This window comes from Bacillus cereus group sp. MG9 (assembly GCF_040459995.1).
Lineage (GTDB): Bacteria > Bacillota > Bacilli > Bacillales > Bacillaceae_G > Bacillus_A > Bacillus_A mycoides.
In genome coordinates this window covers 397,758-413,995 of sequence record NZ_JARVHC010000002.1, presented here as the reverse complement: position 1 = coordinate 413,995, position 16,238 = coordinate 397,758, and the positions used below count along the sequence as shown (strand labels likewise).

Sequence of the window (16,238 nt, the reverse complement as noted above, 5' to 3'; positions counted from 1 at the left end):
TGATATGGAGGAACAAGAGAAACTTGCTGAACTACTATGGGCTGCCAATAATACGAAAGAGGCTTATAAGAAATTGCTTTATATTACGGATGAACTTGTCAAAGCACACTTTATTGAGATGTTTGGTGATCCAATTACTAACCCCTTGGGGTGGCAGTCAAAACCCCTACTTGAAACAGGTAAATGTAAAAATGGGATGAATTATTCTTCTAATGAGTCAGGGGTAAAAATTCATTGTCTCGGTGTGGGGGATTTTAAAAACCTATCGGAAATAAGAGATACATCGCTACTAACGATGATAGCTCTAAATTCTCCGCCGTCAGAAGAATATTTGTTACAAAACGGAGATATTATTTTTGTACGTTCCAACGGTAATAAAGAACTCGTAGGACGTTGTCTAGCTGTGTATCCGGATGGTAATTCAATAACATATAGCGGGTTTTGCATACGTTTTCGCTTGCTTATAGATAGTTTGAAGATACCCTATTTACTACAAATGTTTAAGTCAAATTCTGTTCGTCAAAAGATGGTTGGAAGAGGCTCTAATATTCAAAATTTAAATCAGAAGATTCTTTCGGAAATAGATATACCAATACCACCAATTGAGCTTCAAAACCAGTTTGAGGAGTTTGTCCAACATACCGATAAATCAAAATTTGAACTACAACAAAACATTGAAAATCTAGAAAGTACTATTAAAGCTTTGATGTCGAAGAACTTTGGTTAATTGGATTTATAATTTGTTAAAGATGGGAGGAATACTTGGTGTTTAATGAAGATAATACGATTGAACAAATGACGTTAATGACCCTTAAAAGTAATGGTTGGAAGTTTATACCGGCCGAAGAACTGTCACGTGAATATTCTGATGTTATGGTTGAAGCTATGGTTAAGGAGGCGCTCATTCGCCTAAATCCTGAAATTGCTGAAGAGCCCTCCCGCGCAGATGAAGTTATCTATAAACTGCGTACGTTAATATTGACGGTTCAACCGCACAACCTAGTAACGCAGAATGAATTGTTTAAGAAGATGGTTTTTGAAGAGAACTCTTATCCTTTCGGCAAAGATGGACGCATGATTCCAATTCGATTCTTTGGAACAATGAATAAAGAAGACCTAGAGCTGAACGAATATATTGTCACTAATCAATGGGTATATCCACAAAAAGAAAATGGTAAGAGACTTGATGTTGTTCTCCTCATTAATGGATTTCCAGTTGCTATTGGTGAGTTAAAGACGCCTGTTCGTAATTCAATAACATGGTTGGATGCAGCTGGAGACATAGCAGCATATGAAAAAAGCATACCAGGAATGTTTGTAACAAATATATTCAATTTTGCTACCGAAGGTAAATGTTACAGGTATGGTTCCGTTTGTATGCCAATAGGGATGTGGGGGCCATGGCATACTCCGGAACATAAAAATGAAGGAAGCCTGGCAGATGTAAAAATCAGTATTACAGATATGATTACACCTGAGAAGGTAATGGATATCTTTCAGTTTTTCACAGTTTTTGCTACGGATAAAAAATACCGCAAGTATAAGGTGATTTGCCGTTACCAGCAATTCGAAGGTGCAAATTTAATTGTTGAACGTGTTAAGGCGGGGTATCCGAAGCAAGGATTAATTTGGCATTTCCAGGGGTCTGGTAAGTCATTGTTAATGGTTTTTGCGGCACAGAAACTTAGGATGATGCCTGAATTGAATAACCCTACGGTTGTTATTGTTGATGATAGAATTGATCTAGAAACCCAGATAACAGCAACATTTAATGCATCAGATATTCCTAATCTAGTGAGTCTTGGTTCAAAAGAGGATCTAGAATCATTCTTTTTAGGAGATCAAAGAAAGATAGCAATTACAACAATATTCAAATTCGGTGATGTTGACAAAGAACTAAACCCTAGGGACAACATTATTCTTATGGTTGATGAAGCTCATAGAACTCAGGAAGGTGATTTGGGCAGCAAGATGAGACTTGCTCTGCCTAATGCATGCTTCTTTGGTTTAACAGGTACCCCGATTAATCGTATTGATAAAAATACATTTAATACATTTGGGGCACTTGAGGATAAGAGTGGATACATGAGTAAATACTCATTTGCGGATTCTATTCGTGATAATGCGACTCTGCCATTAAATTTTGAACCAGTGCCGGTAGATCTTCATGTTGATAGAGAAAAGCTTGATGCCGAGTTTGAGTCACTGACAGAAAACTTATCCAAAGAAGATAAGGCAGAGTTGTCTCGTAGAGTTAACATGAAAGCAATCATGTATGATCGTAAGCGTATTAAAAAAGTTTGTGAACATATAACAAAACATTTCAAAGAAAAAATCGATCCTAATGGATATAAAGGTCAAGTTGTATGCTATGACAGACAATGCTGTCTTATGTATAAGGAAGAACTTGATAAATTGCTTGGTCCAGATGCAACAACAATCGTCATGGACACAAACAATGACAAAGAAGATAAATATAAAGCTTATCGACGTGATAGGGATGCGGAGAGTAAGGTCCTAGATAGATTTAGGGATCCGAATGATCCTTTAAAGCTTGTTATTGTAACTTCTAAGTTGCTTACCGGTTTTGATGCACCTATTTTACAGGCAATGTATCTAGATAAACCTATGAAGGATCACAACTTACTTCAGGCAATCTGCCGTACTAATAGAACTTATGATGAAGGAAAGACTCATGGGTTAATTGTTGATTATATTGGTGTATTTGATAATGTGGCTAAAGCTCTAGATTTTGATGAATCAAGTATGAAAAAGGTTATTTCGAATATTGAGGAAGTCAAAAAACAAATTCCTGCATTGATGCGTAAGTGTTTAAGTTACTTTATGGGAGTAGATCGTACCATAGATGGTTGGGAAGGTTTAATCGCAGCGCAAGAATGCTTGCCAAATAATAAAGTTAAAGATGAATTCGGTGCAGATTACAAAGTTCTTAATCGAGCTTGGGAAGCGATTTCTCCAGATCCATTTTTAAACCCAATGAAGTTTGATTATCAATGGCTTACTAGAGTATTCGAGTCAGTGAAACCTACTGATGGAAGAGGTGGATTGATTTGGGCTTCCCTTGGAGCTAAAACGATGGAACTTGTCCATGAACATTTGCAAATTGGAGAAGTTCATGATGATATGGAAATCCTCACTATGGATGCTGATTTAATTGATAGTTTCATTGAAAAACAAAAAGATTTAAGAAAAACAACAATAAAAGTTGAAATTGACTTAGTTGCGAAAATTAGGAAACATAGTAATGATGTCAAATTTGTTATGTTGGGTGAAAAACTTGAAAACCTTCGCGAAAAACACGAACAAGGGCTAATAACCAGTATCGAGTTTCTTAAACTGCTATTAGAACTTGCTCGGGAGGCTGCCGAAGCTGAACATGAAGTAGTGCCCGAGGAAGAAGTGGATAAAGGTAAGGCGGCATTAACAGAACTTTTTGATGAGGTGAAGAATTCAAAGACCCCAATTATCGTTGAACGGATTGTTAATGATATAGATGATATCGTTAAAATAGTACGATTCGAAGGTTGGCAAGGCACAACAGCAGGAAAGCAGGAAGTGAAGAAAGCCCTTAGAAGTGTTGTCTGGATCAAGTACAAAATAAAAGACAAAGAAGTTTTCGACATGGCCTATAAGTATATTGAGCAATATTACTAATTATAGGGGAATTAAAATAGTGAAAACATGATTGTCTTTATCGTGGTGTAATAGATGATTTGTACTATTATTATTGAAAAATCAGAGATCAATTAAAATAGGAACAGTAATGTTAACAATCCGGCAGGGGGTGACAGGGTGCAAAAGACCTTTAAATCATTCGAGGCATACTTAGAAGACATTTATTATGATGAAATTTATCAGGCAATTAAAAAGTTTGTCCTTCATAAAGGAAGATCACTGGATTTAAATTCTTATAATGTTTTAGATCCATCATACATTGAGTTAGCGAACATCCGAGTAAAGGGTATATCTTTTTATGGTATCGAACATCGGCAAATCTTTTTTAATGCTAGTATAAATGCTGAAATTGTTTTAAAAGGGTTAGGTAAAAGTGACTATGAAGCTAATAGACAGTCTAAATGGTTTATTGTATCTTTCTACGATCATTTGATATCAGGGCTTCGAAAAGTCATGATAATTGACGTCAGGGAGTATAGTAGGGAAAGATTTAGTAAAGAAAGTGCACTGTCAAGGTATCTGGTTCCTTATTTATATTCGGAAGACTTAGATAATGAAGCTGAGAAATTTTTGCAAAAGTATTATCCAGAAGCGCTAGAAAAACCAATGCCATTAGATATGGATGAGTTACTAGATAATATGTGCCTAACTATGTATTATGCACCCCTGCCGGATAACATTTTTGGTAGGTCACACTTTGGTGAGGCTCAGGTAGAAATATTCCGAGAAAGATATGGTATACACTCGGACGGAAAATATTGATGTTGGAACCATATTAGTAAACCCCAATGTGGTTTTTATGAGAAATATTGGTTCTGAAAGAAGTACAATCGTTCACGAGTGTGTCCACCATGATCTCCATGCGAATTTTTTTGAACTACAGAAGCTGCTGGGTAGCAATGTGGGCTCTGTAAGTTGTGAAGTAGTTGAGGAATACGGAAGTGAAACGGTCGGAATCGATAAAGCCTGACATTGGATGGAATGGCAAGCAAATGTTCTAGCACCAAGAATCTTGATGCCTCTAAAAACTACAAAAGAGAAACTAACAAGGGTATTATCCAGGCTACATAATGAAAAACAGAATCTGCGAAGTGCGGAGATTATGCAACTTGCAATCGAGGAAGTTGCCGCTTTTTTTGACGTATCCAAATTAGCTGCAGAACTACGAGCGATTGATGTTGGGTTTGACCAGGCAATGGGGACATTTGTACATGTCGATGGTAGGTACTATCCTCCATATTCCTTTAGAAGTGGTGCGTTGAAAAAGAACCAAACATTTGTAATTGATGAAATGAATGCCTTGTATGAAGCAAATATGTCGAAAGAGTTTTCTGAAATGGTATTCTCGGGGAAAGTTGTTTATGTCAATGCTATGTTTTGTATTAACGACCTCCAATACGTAATACGACACGAGGCCGGCTCGCTTGAATTAACAGAGTATGCATTAGAGCATGTTGATGAGTGTTGTTTAATCTTTGATAGAAAATATCTTGTTAGCGTGTTAGTAAACTATATGATGATTCTTTTTATAGAATGTGTTTTCTCTATAGGGATGTAAGTGCTGCTAATTTTGTTGAGGCAACGTACAATCCAAACTATGAAGATAATCAAAATATACAAGAGCGTACAGAGGAAATAGCAAAAATAAGCGCATTTTCAAGAGAAACTTCGGATGAACTAATGAATATGCCAGGAAGCTTTTCAAAGACACTGGACTATCATATAAAAAGAAGAGGTTTAACCAATGAAATCGTTGGTGAACGATCTGGATTAAGTTCAAGAATAATTAGTGATTACAGAAATAATGAGACGTTAAATAAGGAGTTACCGACAGTCGTGGCATTATGTATTGGAATGAATTTACATTATTTCTATGCTGATGATTTAATTTTAAAGGCTGGTCACTATTGGAAACGGACGCACGAACACATGGTGTATAGTTGGCTATTGGTTGACCATGCGGATGAAAACTTATATCAATGGAATAAGCAACTTGAAGATGCAGGGATACCACAGCGCCTTCCGAGTAATAAGCATTAGCCTAATTACATCTCTAATATTTTGAATAGAAAATCTACTAAACTAGTAAACTCAGTAAGGATTTAGAAAAAGGTTGATACAAATGCCGATTGATATAATGAGAGGTTCTGGTGCAAAGATTGTATTTATTTGAAAGAGGTATATAGATGCCTAATAGAATCTATTCTTATGCAGCCATTCCGAATAGTTGATGAATAAACTTCACTTCATTTTGGACAGACTTGTCCCGTAAAATAAGTTGGCCTTTTTTAATGATATGCATCGCTTCTATTCCTGAAAGAATAGATTTAGCTGTACGAAAAGATTTCAATCCTAGCATTGAACGAACTCTCTTTTTAATAAAACGATGATCTTGCTCTACAATGTTATTCAGGTATTTTACCTGCCTTATTTGGATGCCTACAGGCATCTTTTTCTCTGTCTTCAACTCTTCAATCGCTATAGGATAGGCCGGGTTTTTGTCCACTGTAATCACACGGGGCTTTGAAACATGAAAAGACTGCAAAGCTTTCTTGAAAAAACGCTTTGCAGCCCTATGATCTCTTGTTTTGCTTAAATAAAAATCAATTGTATTTCCTTTTGAATCAACAGCACGATATAGGTACATCCATTGACCTTTGACTTTCACATACGTCTCATCGACTCGCCAAGAATCATTGGTTGATTTAAGATGACGTCGTACTCGCTTATCTAATTCAGGACCATATTGATGAACCCATCGCATGATAGTTGTATGAGCAAGTGATAACCCACGCTCTTCCATCATTTCGACTAAATTACGAAAACTGAGGTTGTACCGTAGGTACCATCTCACGGTTAATAAAATAATATCAGGTTGATAATGTTTCCACTTGAATAGATTTTGCTTTTCCATACCAATCACATCCTTTTTCAGAGTACTAGTATCAGTATGTCCAAGTTTAGGAGGTTACTTACAAGCGTTTTGGAGTGTTTGCACCAGAACCGTTCATTTTAAGGGATTGGGTAGTTCCGGATTCTCCAAATGCAGCAGTAGAAAATGAGAATGTTAAAACTGTGGTCAATAATAACGCGGAAAATGCTTTTTTCAATAAAATCCTTTTCATAAGCGCCTCCTAAATTTAGTATATTATAGTTAAATATTCGAAAATTAATTCTTTTTCCCTTTATGGGGTACGACGCATGCCCATAAACTTAAGAAAACAAATCCACCCAAAACGAAAAAATGAGCTTTTTTATTACAAATTAGGACAAAATCTCGTTCTGGGAGAGTTGTATTTTCTTAGCTTGATAGCGATGAGAAAAGGGGAATAGATATAAAATACTTTGAGTTTAATAAACAAGAATATTGGGCGTTAGTAGCGGCGGAATCAGTTGAGAAGGCTTATGCAGTTTATGCAGAAGAATCAGCTTCAAAAGTTGCAAAAGAGGGGTCCGTCGATGAGATTTCTAGAGCGTTCGCCTTTGGGAAGTATTTAAATGCGGTGGCAGGTTTAGAAGAGAATCAGGGCAAGGGATTAAAAGTATATATATGTGTGAGGGTTCTGGTGCAAAAACTTAAGGACAATTGCAATGAATCTACAAATCTTGGACATACTGTTACTATTACTTTAAAAAGGGTGCGTGATTGGTATGGAAAAGGAAAATGTATTAAAATGGAAGCATTATCAGCCTGATATTATTTTGTTAACGGTAAGATGGTACCTACGGTACAACCTCAGTTTTCGTGATTTGGTGGAAATGCTAGAAGAACGGGGTTTATCCATTTCTCATACAACGATTATGCGTTGGGTTCATCAGTATGGTCCTGAATTGGACAAACGAATCCGCCGTCACCTCGAACAAACAAATGACTCTTGGAGAGTCGATGAAACATATATCAAAGTAAAAGGTCAATGGATGTATCTGTATCGTGCTGTTGATTCGAAAGGAAACACAATTGATTTTTTCCTAAACAAAACAAGAGACCAGAAGGCTGCAAAGCGCTTTTTCAAGAAAGCTTCGCGGTCTTTTCATGTTTCAAAGCCACGTGTTATAACAGTCGATAAGAACCCGACTTATCCTATAGCAATTGAACAGTTGAAAAAAGAAAAAAGCATACCTGATGGTATGCAACTTAGACAACAAAAGTACTTGAATAACATAGTAGAACAAGATCATCGCTTTATAAAGAAGCGAATCCGTTCTATGCTAGGGTTCAAATATTTTGACACAGCTACATCCATTCTTTCTGGAGTAGAAGCCATGCATATGATTAAAAAAGAACAGCTTGATTTACGGGACCAGTCTGTCCAAAATCAGAAAGAATTCATCCATCAATTGTTTGGACTTGCAGCATAAGATACGATTCCGTTAGGAATATATGCGCGTTATTCTCCTTTATTTTATTTTTGCACCAAAACCAGATTTTAGCAGTGCTTTTTCTCAATCAACTTTTTGATATTTTTTATTCTGCTCACAATTATATAGAAAAGTTGAAATATTGAACCCCTAGTCCGAAACAAATATGTTTCGGACTAGGGGTTCAATATTTTATCTATTTTATTCAACATTTTTTAAAGATTAAGAGGCTGAATTTTCTGGTTTTTAAAGTGAGAAAAATGTATTACGTTAATCAATAGATACGCCACTAGAGACAATCGGTTTTGTTGGTGCTGGCGTATCTCCACCATTAAACGAAGAGTGTTGTGATACATTTAAACTAATCATGCTACATGCTAATGCACTTACTACTACCATACTTAATAACACTTTTTTTATTTTTTTCATTACTTTAACGCTCCTTTTCTCAAATGTTTCTTATCAGCATTATTGCTAATATAGAAATATTTGCTCGCTTTAACATGATTATTTGCCTCGTAAAATTGGAGTGCTAAAATCTCTGCATATTCTTTTACACAATCCCACATGTCCTCTTTTTCAAAATAAGAAATTGCATCAGTAACTACTTTTTCTAGTTTAATCCTAGGTAGTTCTGTGATTAGTTCATTTAAAACTGCGAAACGATGCTTATATTCCGCATTTCCTGATTCATTTGTATACTTTATACCTTGCTCGATATATGCTTTTGCTGTTTCAACGCCTTCTAATTTATAATATGCTCTTGCTAAGACAAATAATGCTTTAAAATGGTTCGGTATGGTATTTATAATTTCAGAACTTTGTCTAATCGCCAATGGATATAAATCTTGAATATTATATAACCAGCCTAAATTGGATCGTACTCGTAATAATAATTGTTCTTCATCATACTTCTTACAAACATCAATAACCGTATTGAGACATTCTTCCGCTCTTTCAAATTCTCTTAGATCTATACAAGCCAGTCCATATACATTGTCGCATAAAGCAATATTAATTTCATAGCCTACATGATTCCGGTATATTTCTTTGGATTTTACTACATGTTGAATCGCTTCAAATGGTTGATAAGATTGATAACAGTAAGTTGAAAATCTATACTCAAACTCGGCTTTTTCTACTTCATCAGGTATATCAATTAAAAGTTCTTCTGCCTTTTCATAGTGTGTTTTCGCTTCAGTATAATTTGCTAAAATTGTAGAGTGGATTGCCTTAAAGAAATAATAATAGTAAGCTAAAAATGAAAATTCCTCTTTGATATTAGGGAGTTTTTCTATTTGATTAAAAGAATCTTTTGTAATACTCATTCCATCTACCAAGACTTTATATCTAAAATTCAGTAGAGAATAATAGAATGATACATATTGGTCTGTTTCTATTTCCTTTAAACGTTCTTTTACTTGTAGATATGTCTGTTTTGCTTCTTTTACATGATATAAACGAATTTCTTCATACCATTCATGTAATAATTCCATCAATTTCTTATTACTTTTTTCTTGAACAGTCATAATATCCCCCATTTCTCTGTAAAGGCTTATTCTGATAATAACAGGAATTAGATAAATTAAATTTCACTACGATTTTTTTCACTAATATACAGAATATTCTGAATTATGATAATGTCCATGCTTTTAAATTTGAAAAAGTATAGTTAAGACAGTACAAGTTTCGTTAATGCTTTTTTGGATTTTGATTTATCAACTGTTCTCTATTGAATACTTCTTATAAGAGGTGGCGTAGCACTATAGTAGAAAAAGAGAGAGCTTATACTGTTATGGTATTGAGAAATATATAGGGCTTATTAAGCTTCAAGGGATTCCTCGAAAATAAATAGAAGTATATCCATATCTATTTACATTGAAGAGGGAGCGTTAGTTTATGATAAGTTTTGGGATTAATTTACGCAATATTATTAGTTATACACAAGAGAGTAGGAATCTTAATAATATACGGATTTTAAGTAAGTTGGGTATAAGATTATTTGATATATATGGAGAACCATTACCTGTATCAGATGTTAATCGAGAATTAGTAACGGCATTAAAACGCCAAGACATAAATACGCAAAGATATATATTAAGTCATTTACGAGGTTAGAAAAACCGATATTATGCTGCGTTTTTTCATACATATGTTCTATCCGATAAACCAAGAAGCTATCATTGAAGATTTGTGAAATTTTATTTTCTTAAATCGAGTGAATTACGTAGTAATATTTTAAAATTATTTAATTCGGTACTATAGTTTGTATCACCACGAAATGTATAAACCTCGTCTATGTCAATAAAAACAGAATAAAGAATGTGTAATGAAGTACCCATCCAATTATTATGTGTATCACAATTGGATGAGTACTTTTTTACGTAGTCCATAATAGGGACAAAAGTAAATGCATCGGATAGTTATCATAATGAGAGTGTACAGATGTATTAAATGAACCTTCTATTTAATCAGATATGATTTAATACTCTCTTAGTTTTGGTTAAGGAAATTTATATACTTAAAGTAAAGGGGGTAATTTTTAATGAAGGGGGAGGAGAATTTGAAAGTTTTCAACTCAGTTGCTCCTACACAAACAAAAAATGAAGATTTACCATTTGATATTTCCTGGATGACTGATTGGATTGTAGACTGGTTTGGTTCTTTGTTTAATGGCGGCAGTGATGTAATTAAAGATGGGGGAGATAAAATAGATGGTGCAGTCCATGCGAGTGTGCCTGCATTCTTTGATGTTATTTTCCTTATACTTTCTGTAGTAATTTTAATATCATTATTAGTTTTTGGGGCTTCTTTATGGTTTAAACATATAAAGTGGAAAAAAAGGTCTATATATTTTGGAGTAGGTTCATTTATTCTCATACTATTAATAAGAATTCTACCAGTGTTAATGTTGACAACACGTTCTTTTGATTTTCAAACCTTTATGAGTAATATGGTGGGCTTAATTACTTCTATAATTTTAGGAACAGCTGTATTAATGTTTTTGATATCTTTAGCATTAGGTATGCTTTATAAGAAATTTGAACATCCGAAATATGGGAAATGGAGTTCGAGTTTGAGATATAGTTCAATTTTTATATTTGTAATGACATTGCTAGTACCAGCCTTGCTGCGTCATTTATAATCTTTGTTTATATAGGAGAAGGAGGAATAGTGCAGGTGATTTCTATAATTTTTCTGTGTAATTATACTAGCACTTGTTCTCCTCTAATTTTCTGAATTAAGTCTTATACATTAAAAGGAATTTTGTTGTACGAAGTTTTGGCAAGAGGGGAGAGGTACTAGTGACTACTTTTGTTGTCATGGTGAGTATATTCTTAATTCTGTTCGTAATTGGTCCCAAAGCGACTAAGAGAAAAGAAGAAAGAGATAGAATTGAAAAGGAACATAAAGAGAAAATTGAGGCTTTAGAGGAAGAAAAAATTGACTTAGATATTAATGGGACTAAAGTACGGTTACACAAGAAGCCTAAGCTAAAGAACAGTATATATAAAATAAAGAGTAATAGGTAACAAAAAATGAATTACATTTAAAGAGATTTTAGTGAAGGCAGCAAAAAACTAGATAGGATTATATTTAAATACTAAGGGGGATTATTAATGTTTAATAAAACTAAAGAAGTACCAAAATATCAACAAATACATTCAGGAGTATATAAGTTTGAACTACCATACGTTACAGGGCAATTTATGTCCACGGAATCAAATGAAGATAAGGTACGTGAGGTGCATAGATTTCCTGTAGAAGTGTATGTTCTTAATGATAAAGATATAGCAAACGGTATAGGAGCAAGATTTGTGATGTATGGGAATGATAATCGATCAGTAGGAGATCGTTATGCTCAATTGGCAACAATATTAAGGAAGGCTTACTTTACGGCGTTATTCATTCCAGATGTCCCAGAAAAAATAAAATGGATTGAACATCGTAGTACTAAAAATACAGTGCTGAATAAAGAAGAAATATTAGAAATCGAATTAAAATGGGATAACAAGTCGGCTTCTTATAGCTTTGAAGGACAAAGCTTCCTCAATAGTATTTTTGACTGAGATTGTGATATTAAAACAAAGTTTAATTACTTTGAAAAAAGTTACGATGTTTTGAAAAATTGTTGTAGCAAGTTTTATCATTTTAGCCAAGAAGACTCCTTCCTCAAGGAACGCGAAGTGAGTAGGTGGGAGATGAATTGGCTTCGGACAAGAGATGGCAGGAAGCCATCTTAATTGTTCGACATACATAATCTGTTACTTCACTATCTATCGAATGTATGTTTGTTGTATAATAGACATATGCCGAAATGGAGGTGAAATGAATGATGATTAATAAAGCATATAAATTTCGTATCTATCCAAATAAAACACAAGCAACTCTAATTAATAAAACAATTGGCTGTTCTCGTTTTGTATTCAATCATTTCCTATCTCTATGGGATCATGCATACAAAGAAACAGGAAAAGGTTTGACATATGGTACGTGCTCTGCCAAACTTCCTGCAATGAAGAAAGAGTTTGTTTGGTTAAAAGAAGTGGATAGTATTGCGATTCAGTCGTCTGTTCGCAACCTTGCGGATGCTTATACACGCTTTTTCAAAAAACAAACTAGTGCCCCGCGTTTCAAATCTAAGAAAAACAACGTACAATCTTACACCACAAAACAAACAAATGAAAACATTGCCATTGTAGGAAAAAAGATAAAGTTGCCGAAACTAGGTCTTGTTCGATTTGCTAAAAGTCGTGAAATAACGGGACGTATTTTAAACGCTACAGTTAGACGGAACTCTTCTGGCAGATACTTTGTGTCATTGTTAGTTGAAACAGAAGTGCAAGAACTTCCGAAAACACAATCTTACATTGGAATGGATGTGGGACTAAAAGATTTCGCCATTTTGTCAGATGGAACAACCTATAAAAATCCGAAGTTTTTTCGGTCATTAGAAGAGAAGTTGGCGAAAGCACAGCGTGTTCTTTCTAGAAGAATAAAAGGATCTACTCGCTGGAATAAACAGCGAGTAAAAGTAGCTAGAATTCATGAATACATGACGAATGCTAGAAAAGATTACTTGGACAAAGTCTCAACTGAAATCATCAAAAACCACGATGTTATTGGTATAGAGAATTTGCAAGTATCGAATATGTTAAAGAATCATAAGTTAGCAAAAGCAATTAGTGAGGTATCATGGTCACAGTTTCGAACCATGTTGGAATACAAAGCAAAATGGTACGGCAAACAAGTCATTGTCGTATCGAAAACATTTGCTTCCAGCCAATTATGTTCTTGTTGTGGATATCAAAACAAAGACGTTAAAAATCTAAACCTACGTAAATGGGACTGCCCTTCTTGTCGTACACACCATGATAGGGATATTAACGCAAGTATAAATCTAAAGAATGAAGCGATAAGGCTTCTAACCGCAAGGACTGCGGAGATAGCCTAATCAATTAGAGTTCGGTAGAACTCTTTACTTAGGAATCCCCCTCTTCTAAACGAAGTGAAAGTGGGGGTAGTTCAAGGCACTCCTAATAATTAATTATTTGTATTATATAGGTATTTCTAATAGTACGGGATTTTAAAAATGTTTTATGAAAATTTAAAAAATCCTTTGAATAGAAAGTGAGGAATAACAATGAGACTAGGAAACCGTGTGATGGGATTTGAAATGCTTATCAATCTAGCGAATGGAATGTATCAAAGAGGGGAAGTGGCGCTTAAAAACAAGCTCCGACTCCTGTAAAGGTTTTAAAAAGTAAAGGTGGTCGTGTACTAAATGGATTCTGCGAAGCTAAAAGTACAGTAGACTATGACGGCGTATATAAGGGACGAGCTATAGCCTTTGAAACAAAATCTACAGAGAAACCTACACGTTTTGATTTAAAGGACACTACGCAGCGTCAGTTGGATTACCTGGAAAAAGAAAAGAAGATGGGAGCGATTTGTTTCTTTATAAGAAGAAAAATGCTATTCGAATAATCGTTAGTTCTTTAGGAATAAACTAACTAAAAATTAAAATTCATCATCTTCAGCCTCTTCATTATATATTTGCACCAGAACCGGATTTTTTATAATCCTCTCTATCTAGAGATAGAGAGGATTATAAAAAATCTATCTTAAGATAGACGTCTAAAAATAATAAGAATGATACAGTTATAATTAGGATACATTTGCACTACAGAATGAAATCCATTACTTTTTGCTATGCAAGAATATTTTTCAATTTATGTGAGTTCATAAATGATTGACATTCATTCATTTATGTATAGTACTTTTAAGTCTTAATTTTTTATAAGTTTATGCATTAGAAAAGCTTGATTCATATGCCCTTCCAATTAAAAAATACAAACTAACTTTTAGTAAGAAGAAATAGAATGAACAATATATAATTTAAGAATGGAATAAATAATATATAACATGGTCGTAACACAGAAAGAGTATTAGTGTTGTCCTAAATTTTATATGTATGTAGGAAAGTTACTTTCATTAAATAGAATCTTTCTTAATTAGTCTATTCTGCATCGTAAATACATTTAAGAGAGAGGAAATATTAATGCTTGAGTTTACACAGAGTCTAATTCATGATAAACCAGTAAAAAGAATGATTCAAATTCTTGAAATTTTAGATAATGGTCAAAATTTGGTTCCTTCTAAAGATATTGCTGAACAACTTCAATGTTCAATCAGGACGGTTTCAAGCGATATTTCTCAACTGAAAAGCTACCTTCCTGAACATTGGGATATTATTAGTGTAAAATCGAAAGGGTATATATTAATCAAACCTATTACTAATTCGATATTACCTATCATAAATTCGTATTTAGATGAAAGTATAATATATAAAATTATGCTAGGTCTATTTAATAACAAATGCTATACGTTGGAAAAGTGGTCACAAAATTTATTTGTGAGTAAATTAACACTAAAAAAACAAATAAAAGAACATAAAAAAATGCTTACAAAGAGTATGTTAGAAATTAAATTAAGAGAAATCCAATTAGAGGGGGAGGAACTAAATATTAGGCATTATTATCACGCTTTTTTTTATAATACACAAAAATATACAAGGCAATTCTTATTGCCAAATATACTAAGGGAAGAGATCCTAAATATTCTACGAGAGCATAAAGTGACGGTAGATTTTGAGATGTTGTGTGTTATTTTATCTATTTGTATAAATAGAGTTTCTAATAAATGTTATATAAAAAGTGGAATTAATGATGTACCTATATATGATAGCTACCAAGCCGATTGTATAACTGAAATTATTCTAACTTTTGAGAGGTATTATTCAATCAAATTACCTGAAAATGAAATAAAAGCATTAAATGTTTATTTGATTTTAGTATTCGCTACTACAAGCAAACAAAGTGAGGTAACGCTTGAGTATTTAAAGGAATTTAAAAACGATGATTATCATAACTATTTAAAGCTTATTGATATACTTATGGAAAAACATAATATAAAAGAAGAAAAAAAAGAAAAATTAGTAGTGAGTTCAAGTTCTATTTTTTATTATTGTCTTATTTATAGTCAATATAATTTATCATTAGGATTCTATTTCAGTTCATTGGATAAACTTGAAAATGAATCTTTACAGGATTACAAAAAAGATAGGTCCTTGGTTTCTTTTTGGAATAAAACCCATAATGAAAATAGAATGTATAAAGAAGAAATTGAAGTTTTCACCACCTATGCGACACTCCTTTTAAATTCTTTCGCGGATGAAATTAATATTTTATTTTTATTTAACGGTACAGAGGTGGAGAAGCGGTTTATATATTCAACATTAACCAATAGCATTGGGGGAAATGTAAAAATATATAATTCAATTAATGATAGAATAAAATATGATTTTATAATTACTAATTATCAGCCACCAAATACAAAAACCCCAATTATATACTTTTCAGGTAGGTTAACGGAAAGTGACATTAATTCAATTAAAAGTTGTATTTATCATTTGAATTAAACTTTACCGTCTCTAAAAGTTCATGTTTTACATTGAAATAAAAGGAACCAATTCGAATTTTATTCGAATTGGTTCCTTTTGTTTTAATTATAATATCTCAAAAAATAATAAAGGTGTGTTTAATATATAGACAAGCGCAAATTCGGCAGTAACACTAGAAATAGGAACTCAGACAAAAACTGTAATCTATGTAGATCACTAG

At 33.5% G+C, this 16,238-nt stretch carries 16 protein-coding genes and 2 pseudogenes; 14 read left to right on the top strand and 4 right to left on the bottom strand.

Translation table 11 applies throughout. The annotated features are described in order from the left end of the window. The 5 genes from QCI77_RS29795 to QCI77_RS29775 form a co-directional block, all read left to right on the top strand. Positions 1-727, top strand: a 727-nt coding sequence (locus QCI77_RS29795; RefSeq protein ID WP_353826036.1) for a restriction endonuclease subunit S, incomplete at its 5' end; no start/stop codon positions are given. Between the two features lie 38 nt (positions 728-765). After that, positions 766-3,675 (top strand): type I restriction endonuclease subunit R, encoded by a 2,910-nt coding sequence (locus QCI77_RS29790; protein ID WP_002136099.1) that lies wholly within the window; start codon positions 766-768, stop codon positions 3,673-3,675. A 138-nt stretch (positions 3,676-3,813) separates the two neighbouring features. After that, entirely contained in the window at positions 3,814-4,458 is a 645-nt protein-coding gene (locus QCI77_RS29785) for a hypothetical protein (RefSeq protein ID WP_353826035.1), read from the top strand. A 214-nt stretch (positions 4,459-4,672) separates the two neighbouring features. Beyond that, a complete protein-coding gene (locus QCI77_RS29780) occupies positions 4,673-5,254 on the top strand; it encodes an ImmA/IrrE family metallo-endopeptidase (RefSeq protein WP_002136104.1) in 582 nt (193 codons plus the stop codon). Then, on the top strand, positions 5,230-5,736 hold the full coding sequence (locus tag QCI77_RS29775) for a hypothetical protein (RefSeq protein WP_353826034.1): 507 nt from the start codon (positions 5,230-5,232) through the stop codon (positions 5,734-5,736). The genes QCI77_RS29780 and QCI77_RS29775 overlap by 25 nt, the downstream gene beginning before the upstream one ends. Positions 5,737-5,902: 166 nt before the next feature. Here the strand turns inward: QCI77_RS29775 and QCI77_RS29770 are convergent, their stop codons facing one another. Both QCI77_RS29770 and QCI77_RS29765 read right to left on the bottom strand, forming a co-directional pair. Next, a complete protein-coding gene (locus QCI77_RS29770; RefSeq protein ID WP_215582324.1) occupies positions 5,903-6,610 on the bottom strand; it encodes an IS6 family transposase in 708 nt (235 codons plus the stop codon). Between the two features lie 58 nt (positions 6,611-6,668). Continuing rightward, positions 6,669-6,821, bottom strand: coding sequence for a hypothetical protein (locus tag QCI77_RS29765; RefSeq protein WP_353826033.1), 153 nt, complete (start codon positions 6,819-6,821; stop codon positions 6,669-6,671). Positions 6,822-7,031: 210 nt separating this feature from the next. On the opposite strand from QCI77_RS29765, the pseudogene QCI77_RS31015 reads away from it, so the two are divergent. After that, a pseudogene (locus QCI77_RS31015) lies at positions 7,032-7,247 on the top strand (hypothetical protein); the annotation flags it as partial. Positions 7,248-7,347: 100 nt separating this feature from the next. After that, positions 7,348-8,055: an IS6 family transposase gene (locus QCI77_RS29760; protein WP_353826032.1), complete on the top strand. Its 708-nt coding sequence runs from the start codon at positions 7,348-7,350 to the stop codon at positions 8,053-8,055. Positions 8,056-8,325: 270 nt separating this feature from the next. Here the strand turns inward: QCI77_RS29760 and QCI77_RS29755 are convergent, their stop codons facing one another. Beyond that, positions 8,326-8,484, bottom strand: a complete 159-nt coding sequence (locus QCI77_RS29755) for a Phr family secreted Rap phosphatase inhibitor (protein ID WP_000721406.1) — start codon at positions 8,482-8,484, stop codon at positions 8,326-8,328. Then, a complete protein-coding gene (locus tag QCI77_RS29750; protein ID WP_353826031.1) occupies positions 8,484-9,584 on the bottom strand; it encodes a response regulator aspartate phosphatase in 1,101 nt (366 codons plus the stop codon). Before QCI77_RS29750 ends, QCI77_RS29755 begins: the two co-directional genes overlap by 1 nt. Positions 9,585-9,954: 370 nt before the next feature. Here QCI77_RS29750 and QCI77_RS29745 point away from each other — a divergent pair, with 370 nt between their 5' ends. The 7 genes and pseudogenes from QCI77_RS29745 (at position 9,955) to QCI77_RS29715 (ending at position 16,036) form a co-directional block, all read left to right on the top strand. Continuing rightward, positions 9,955-10,173 carry a hypothetical protein gene (locus QCI77_RS29745; protein ID WP_353826029.1) on the top strand — a complete coding sequence of 73 codons (219 nt, stop codon included), beginning with the start codon at positions 9,955-9,957 and terminating at the stop codon, positions 10,171-10,173. 427 nt (positions 10,174-10,600) lie between these two features. Then, positions 10,601-11,200, top strand: a complete 600-nt coding sequence (locus tag QCI77_RS29740) for a hypothetical protein (protein WP_353826028.1) — start codon at positions 10,601-10,603, stop codon at positions 11,198-11,200. A 160-nt stretch (positions 11,201-11,360) separates the two neighbouring features. After that, on the top strand, positions 11,361-11,588 hold the full coding sequence (locus tag QCI77_RS29735) for a hypothetical protein (RefSeq protein ID WP_000206851.1): 228 nt from the start codon (positions 11,361-11,363) through the stop codon (positions 11,586-11,588). Between the two features lie 87 nt (positions 11,589-11,675). Beyond that, a complete protein-coding gene (locus QCI77_RS29730; protein WP_353826027.1) occupies positions 11,676-12,125 on the top strand; it encodes a hypothetical protein in 450 nt (149 codons plus the stop codon). Positions 12,126-12,388: 263 nt separating this feature from the next. Beyond that, the gene (tnpB, locus tag QCI77_RS29725) at positions 12,389-13,510 is read left to right on the top strand and encodes an IS200/IS605 family element RNA-guided endonuclease TnpB (RefSeq protein ID WP_353826026.1); all 1,122 of its coding nucleotides are present in this window, start codon (positions 12,389-12,391) and stop codon (positions 13,508-13,510) included. A gap of 189 nt (positions 13,511-13,699) precedes the next feature. Continuing rightward, positions 13,700-14,019 (top strand): annotated as a pseudogene (locus QCI77_RS29720) (Holliday junction resolvase RecU); the annotation flags it as partial. Between the two features lie 598 nt (positions 14,020-14,617). Next, on the top strand, positions 14,618-16,036 hold the full coding sequence (locus tag QCI77_RS29715; RefSeq protein ID WP_353826025.1) for an AcpB/EbpR/MafR family transcriptional regulator: 1,419 nt from the start codon (positions 14,618-14,620) through the stop codon (positions 16,034-16,036). Positions 16,037-16,238: the final 202 nt, after the last annotated feature.

What these genes read in the sequence shown, in the direction of transcription:
- QCI77_RS29780 (WP_002136104.1), top strand. Translation starts at nt 4,673, where the DNA reads ATGGAATGGCAAGCAAATGTTCTAGCACCAAGAATCTTGATGCCTCTA.
- QCI77_RS29775 (WP_353826034.1), top strand. Translation starts at nt 5,230, where the DNA reads ATGTGTTTTCTCTATAGGGATGTAAGTGCTGCTAATTTTGTTGAGGCA.
- QCI77_RS29770 (WP_215582324.1), bottom strand. Translation starts at nt 6,610, where the DNA reads ATGGAAAAGCAAAATCTATTCAAGTGGAAACATTATCAACCTGATATT.
- QCI77_RS29765 (WP_353826033.1), bottom strand. Translation starts at nt 6,821, where the DNA reads ATGAAAAGGATTTTATTGAAAAAAGCATTTTCCGCGTTATTATTGACC.
- QCI77_RS29760 (WP_353826032.1), top strand. Translation starts at nt 7,348, where the DNA reads ATGGAAAAGGAAAATGTATTAAAATGGAAGCATTATCAGCCTGATATT.
- QCI77_RS29755 (WP_000721406.1), bottom strand. Translation starts at nt 8,484, where the DNA reads ATGAAAAAAATAAAAAAAGTGTTATTAAGTATGGTAGTAGTAAGTGCA.
- QCI77_RS29750 (WP_353826031.1), bottom strand. Translation starts at nt 9,584, where the DNA reads ATGACTGTTCAAGAAAAAAGTAATAAGAAATTGATGGAATTATTACAT.
- QCI77_RS29745 (WP_353826029.1), top strand. Translation starts at nt 9,955, where the DNA reads ATGATAAGTTTTGGGATTAATTTACGCAATATTATTAGTTATACACAA.
- QCI77_RS29740 (WP_353826028.1), top strand. Translation starts at nt 10,601, where the DNA reads ATGAAGGGGGAGGAGAATTTGAAAGTTTTCAACTCAGTTGCTCCTACA.
- QCI77_RS29730 (WP_353826027.1), top strand. Translation starts at nt 11,676, where the DNA reads ATGTTTAATAAAACTAAAGAAGTACCAAAATATCAACAAATACATTCA.
- tnpB (WP_353826026.1), top strand. Translation starts at nt 12,389, where the DNA reads ATGATGATTAATAAAGCATATAAATTTCGTATCTATCCAAATAAAACA.
- QCI77_RS29715 (WP_353826025.1), top strand. Translation starts at nt 14,618, where the DNA reads ATGCTTGAGTTTACACAGAGTCTAATTCATGATAAACCAGTAAAAAGA.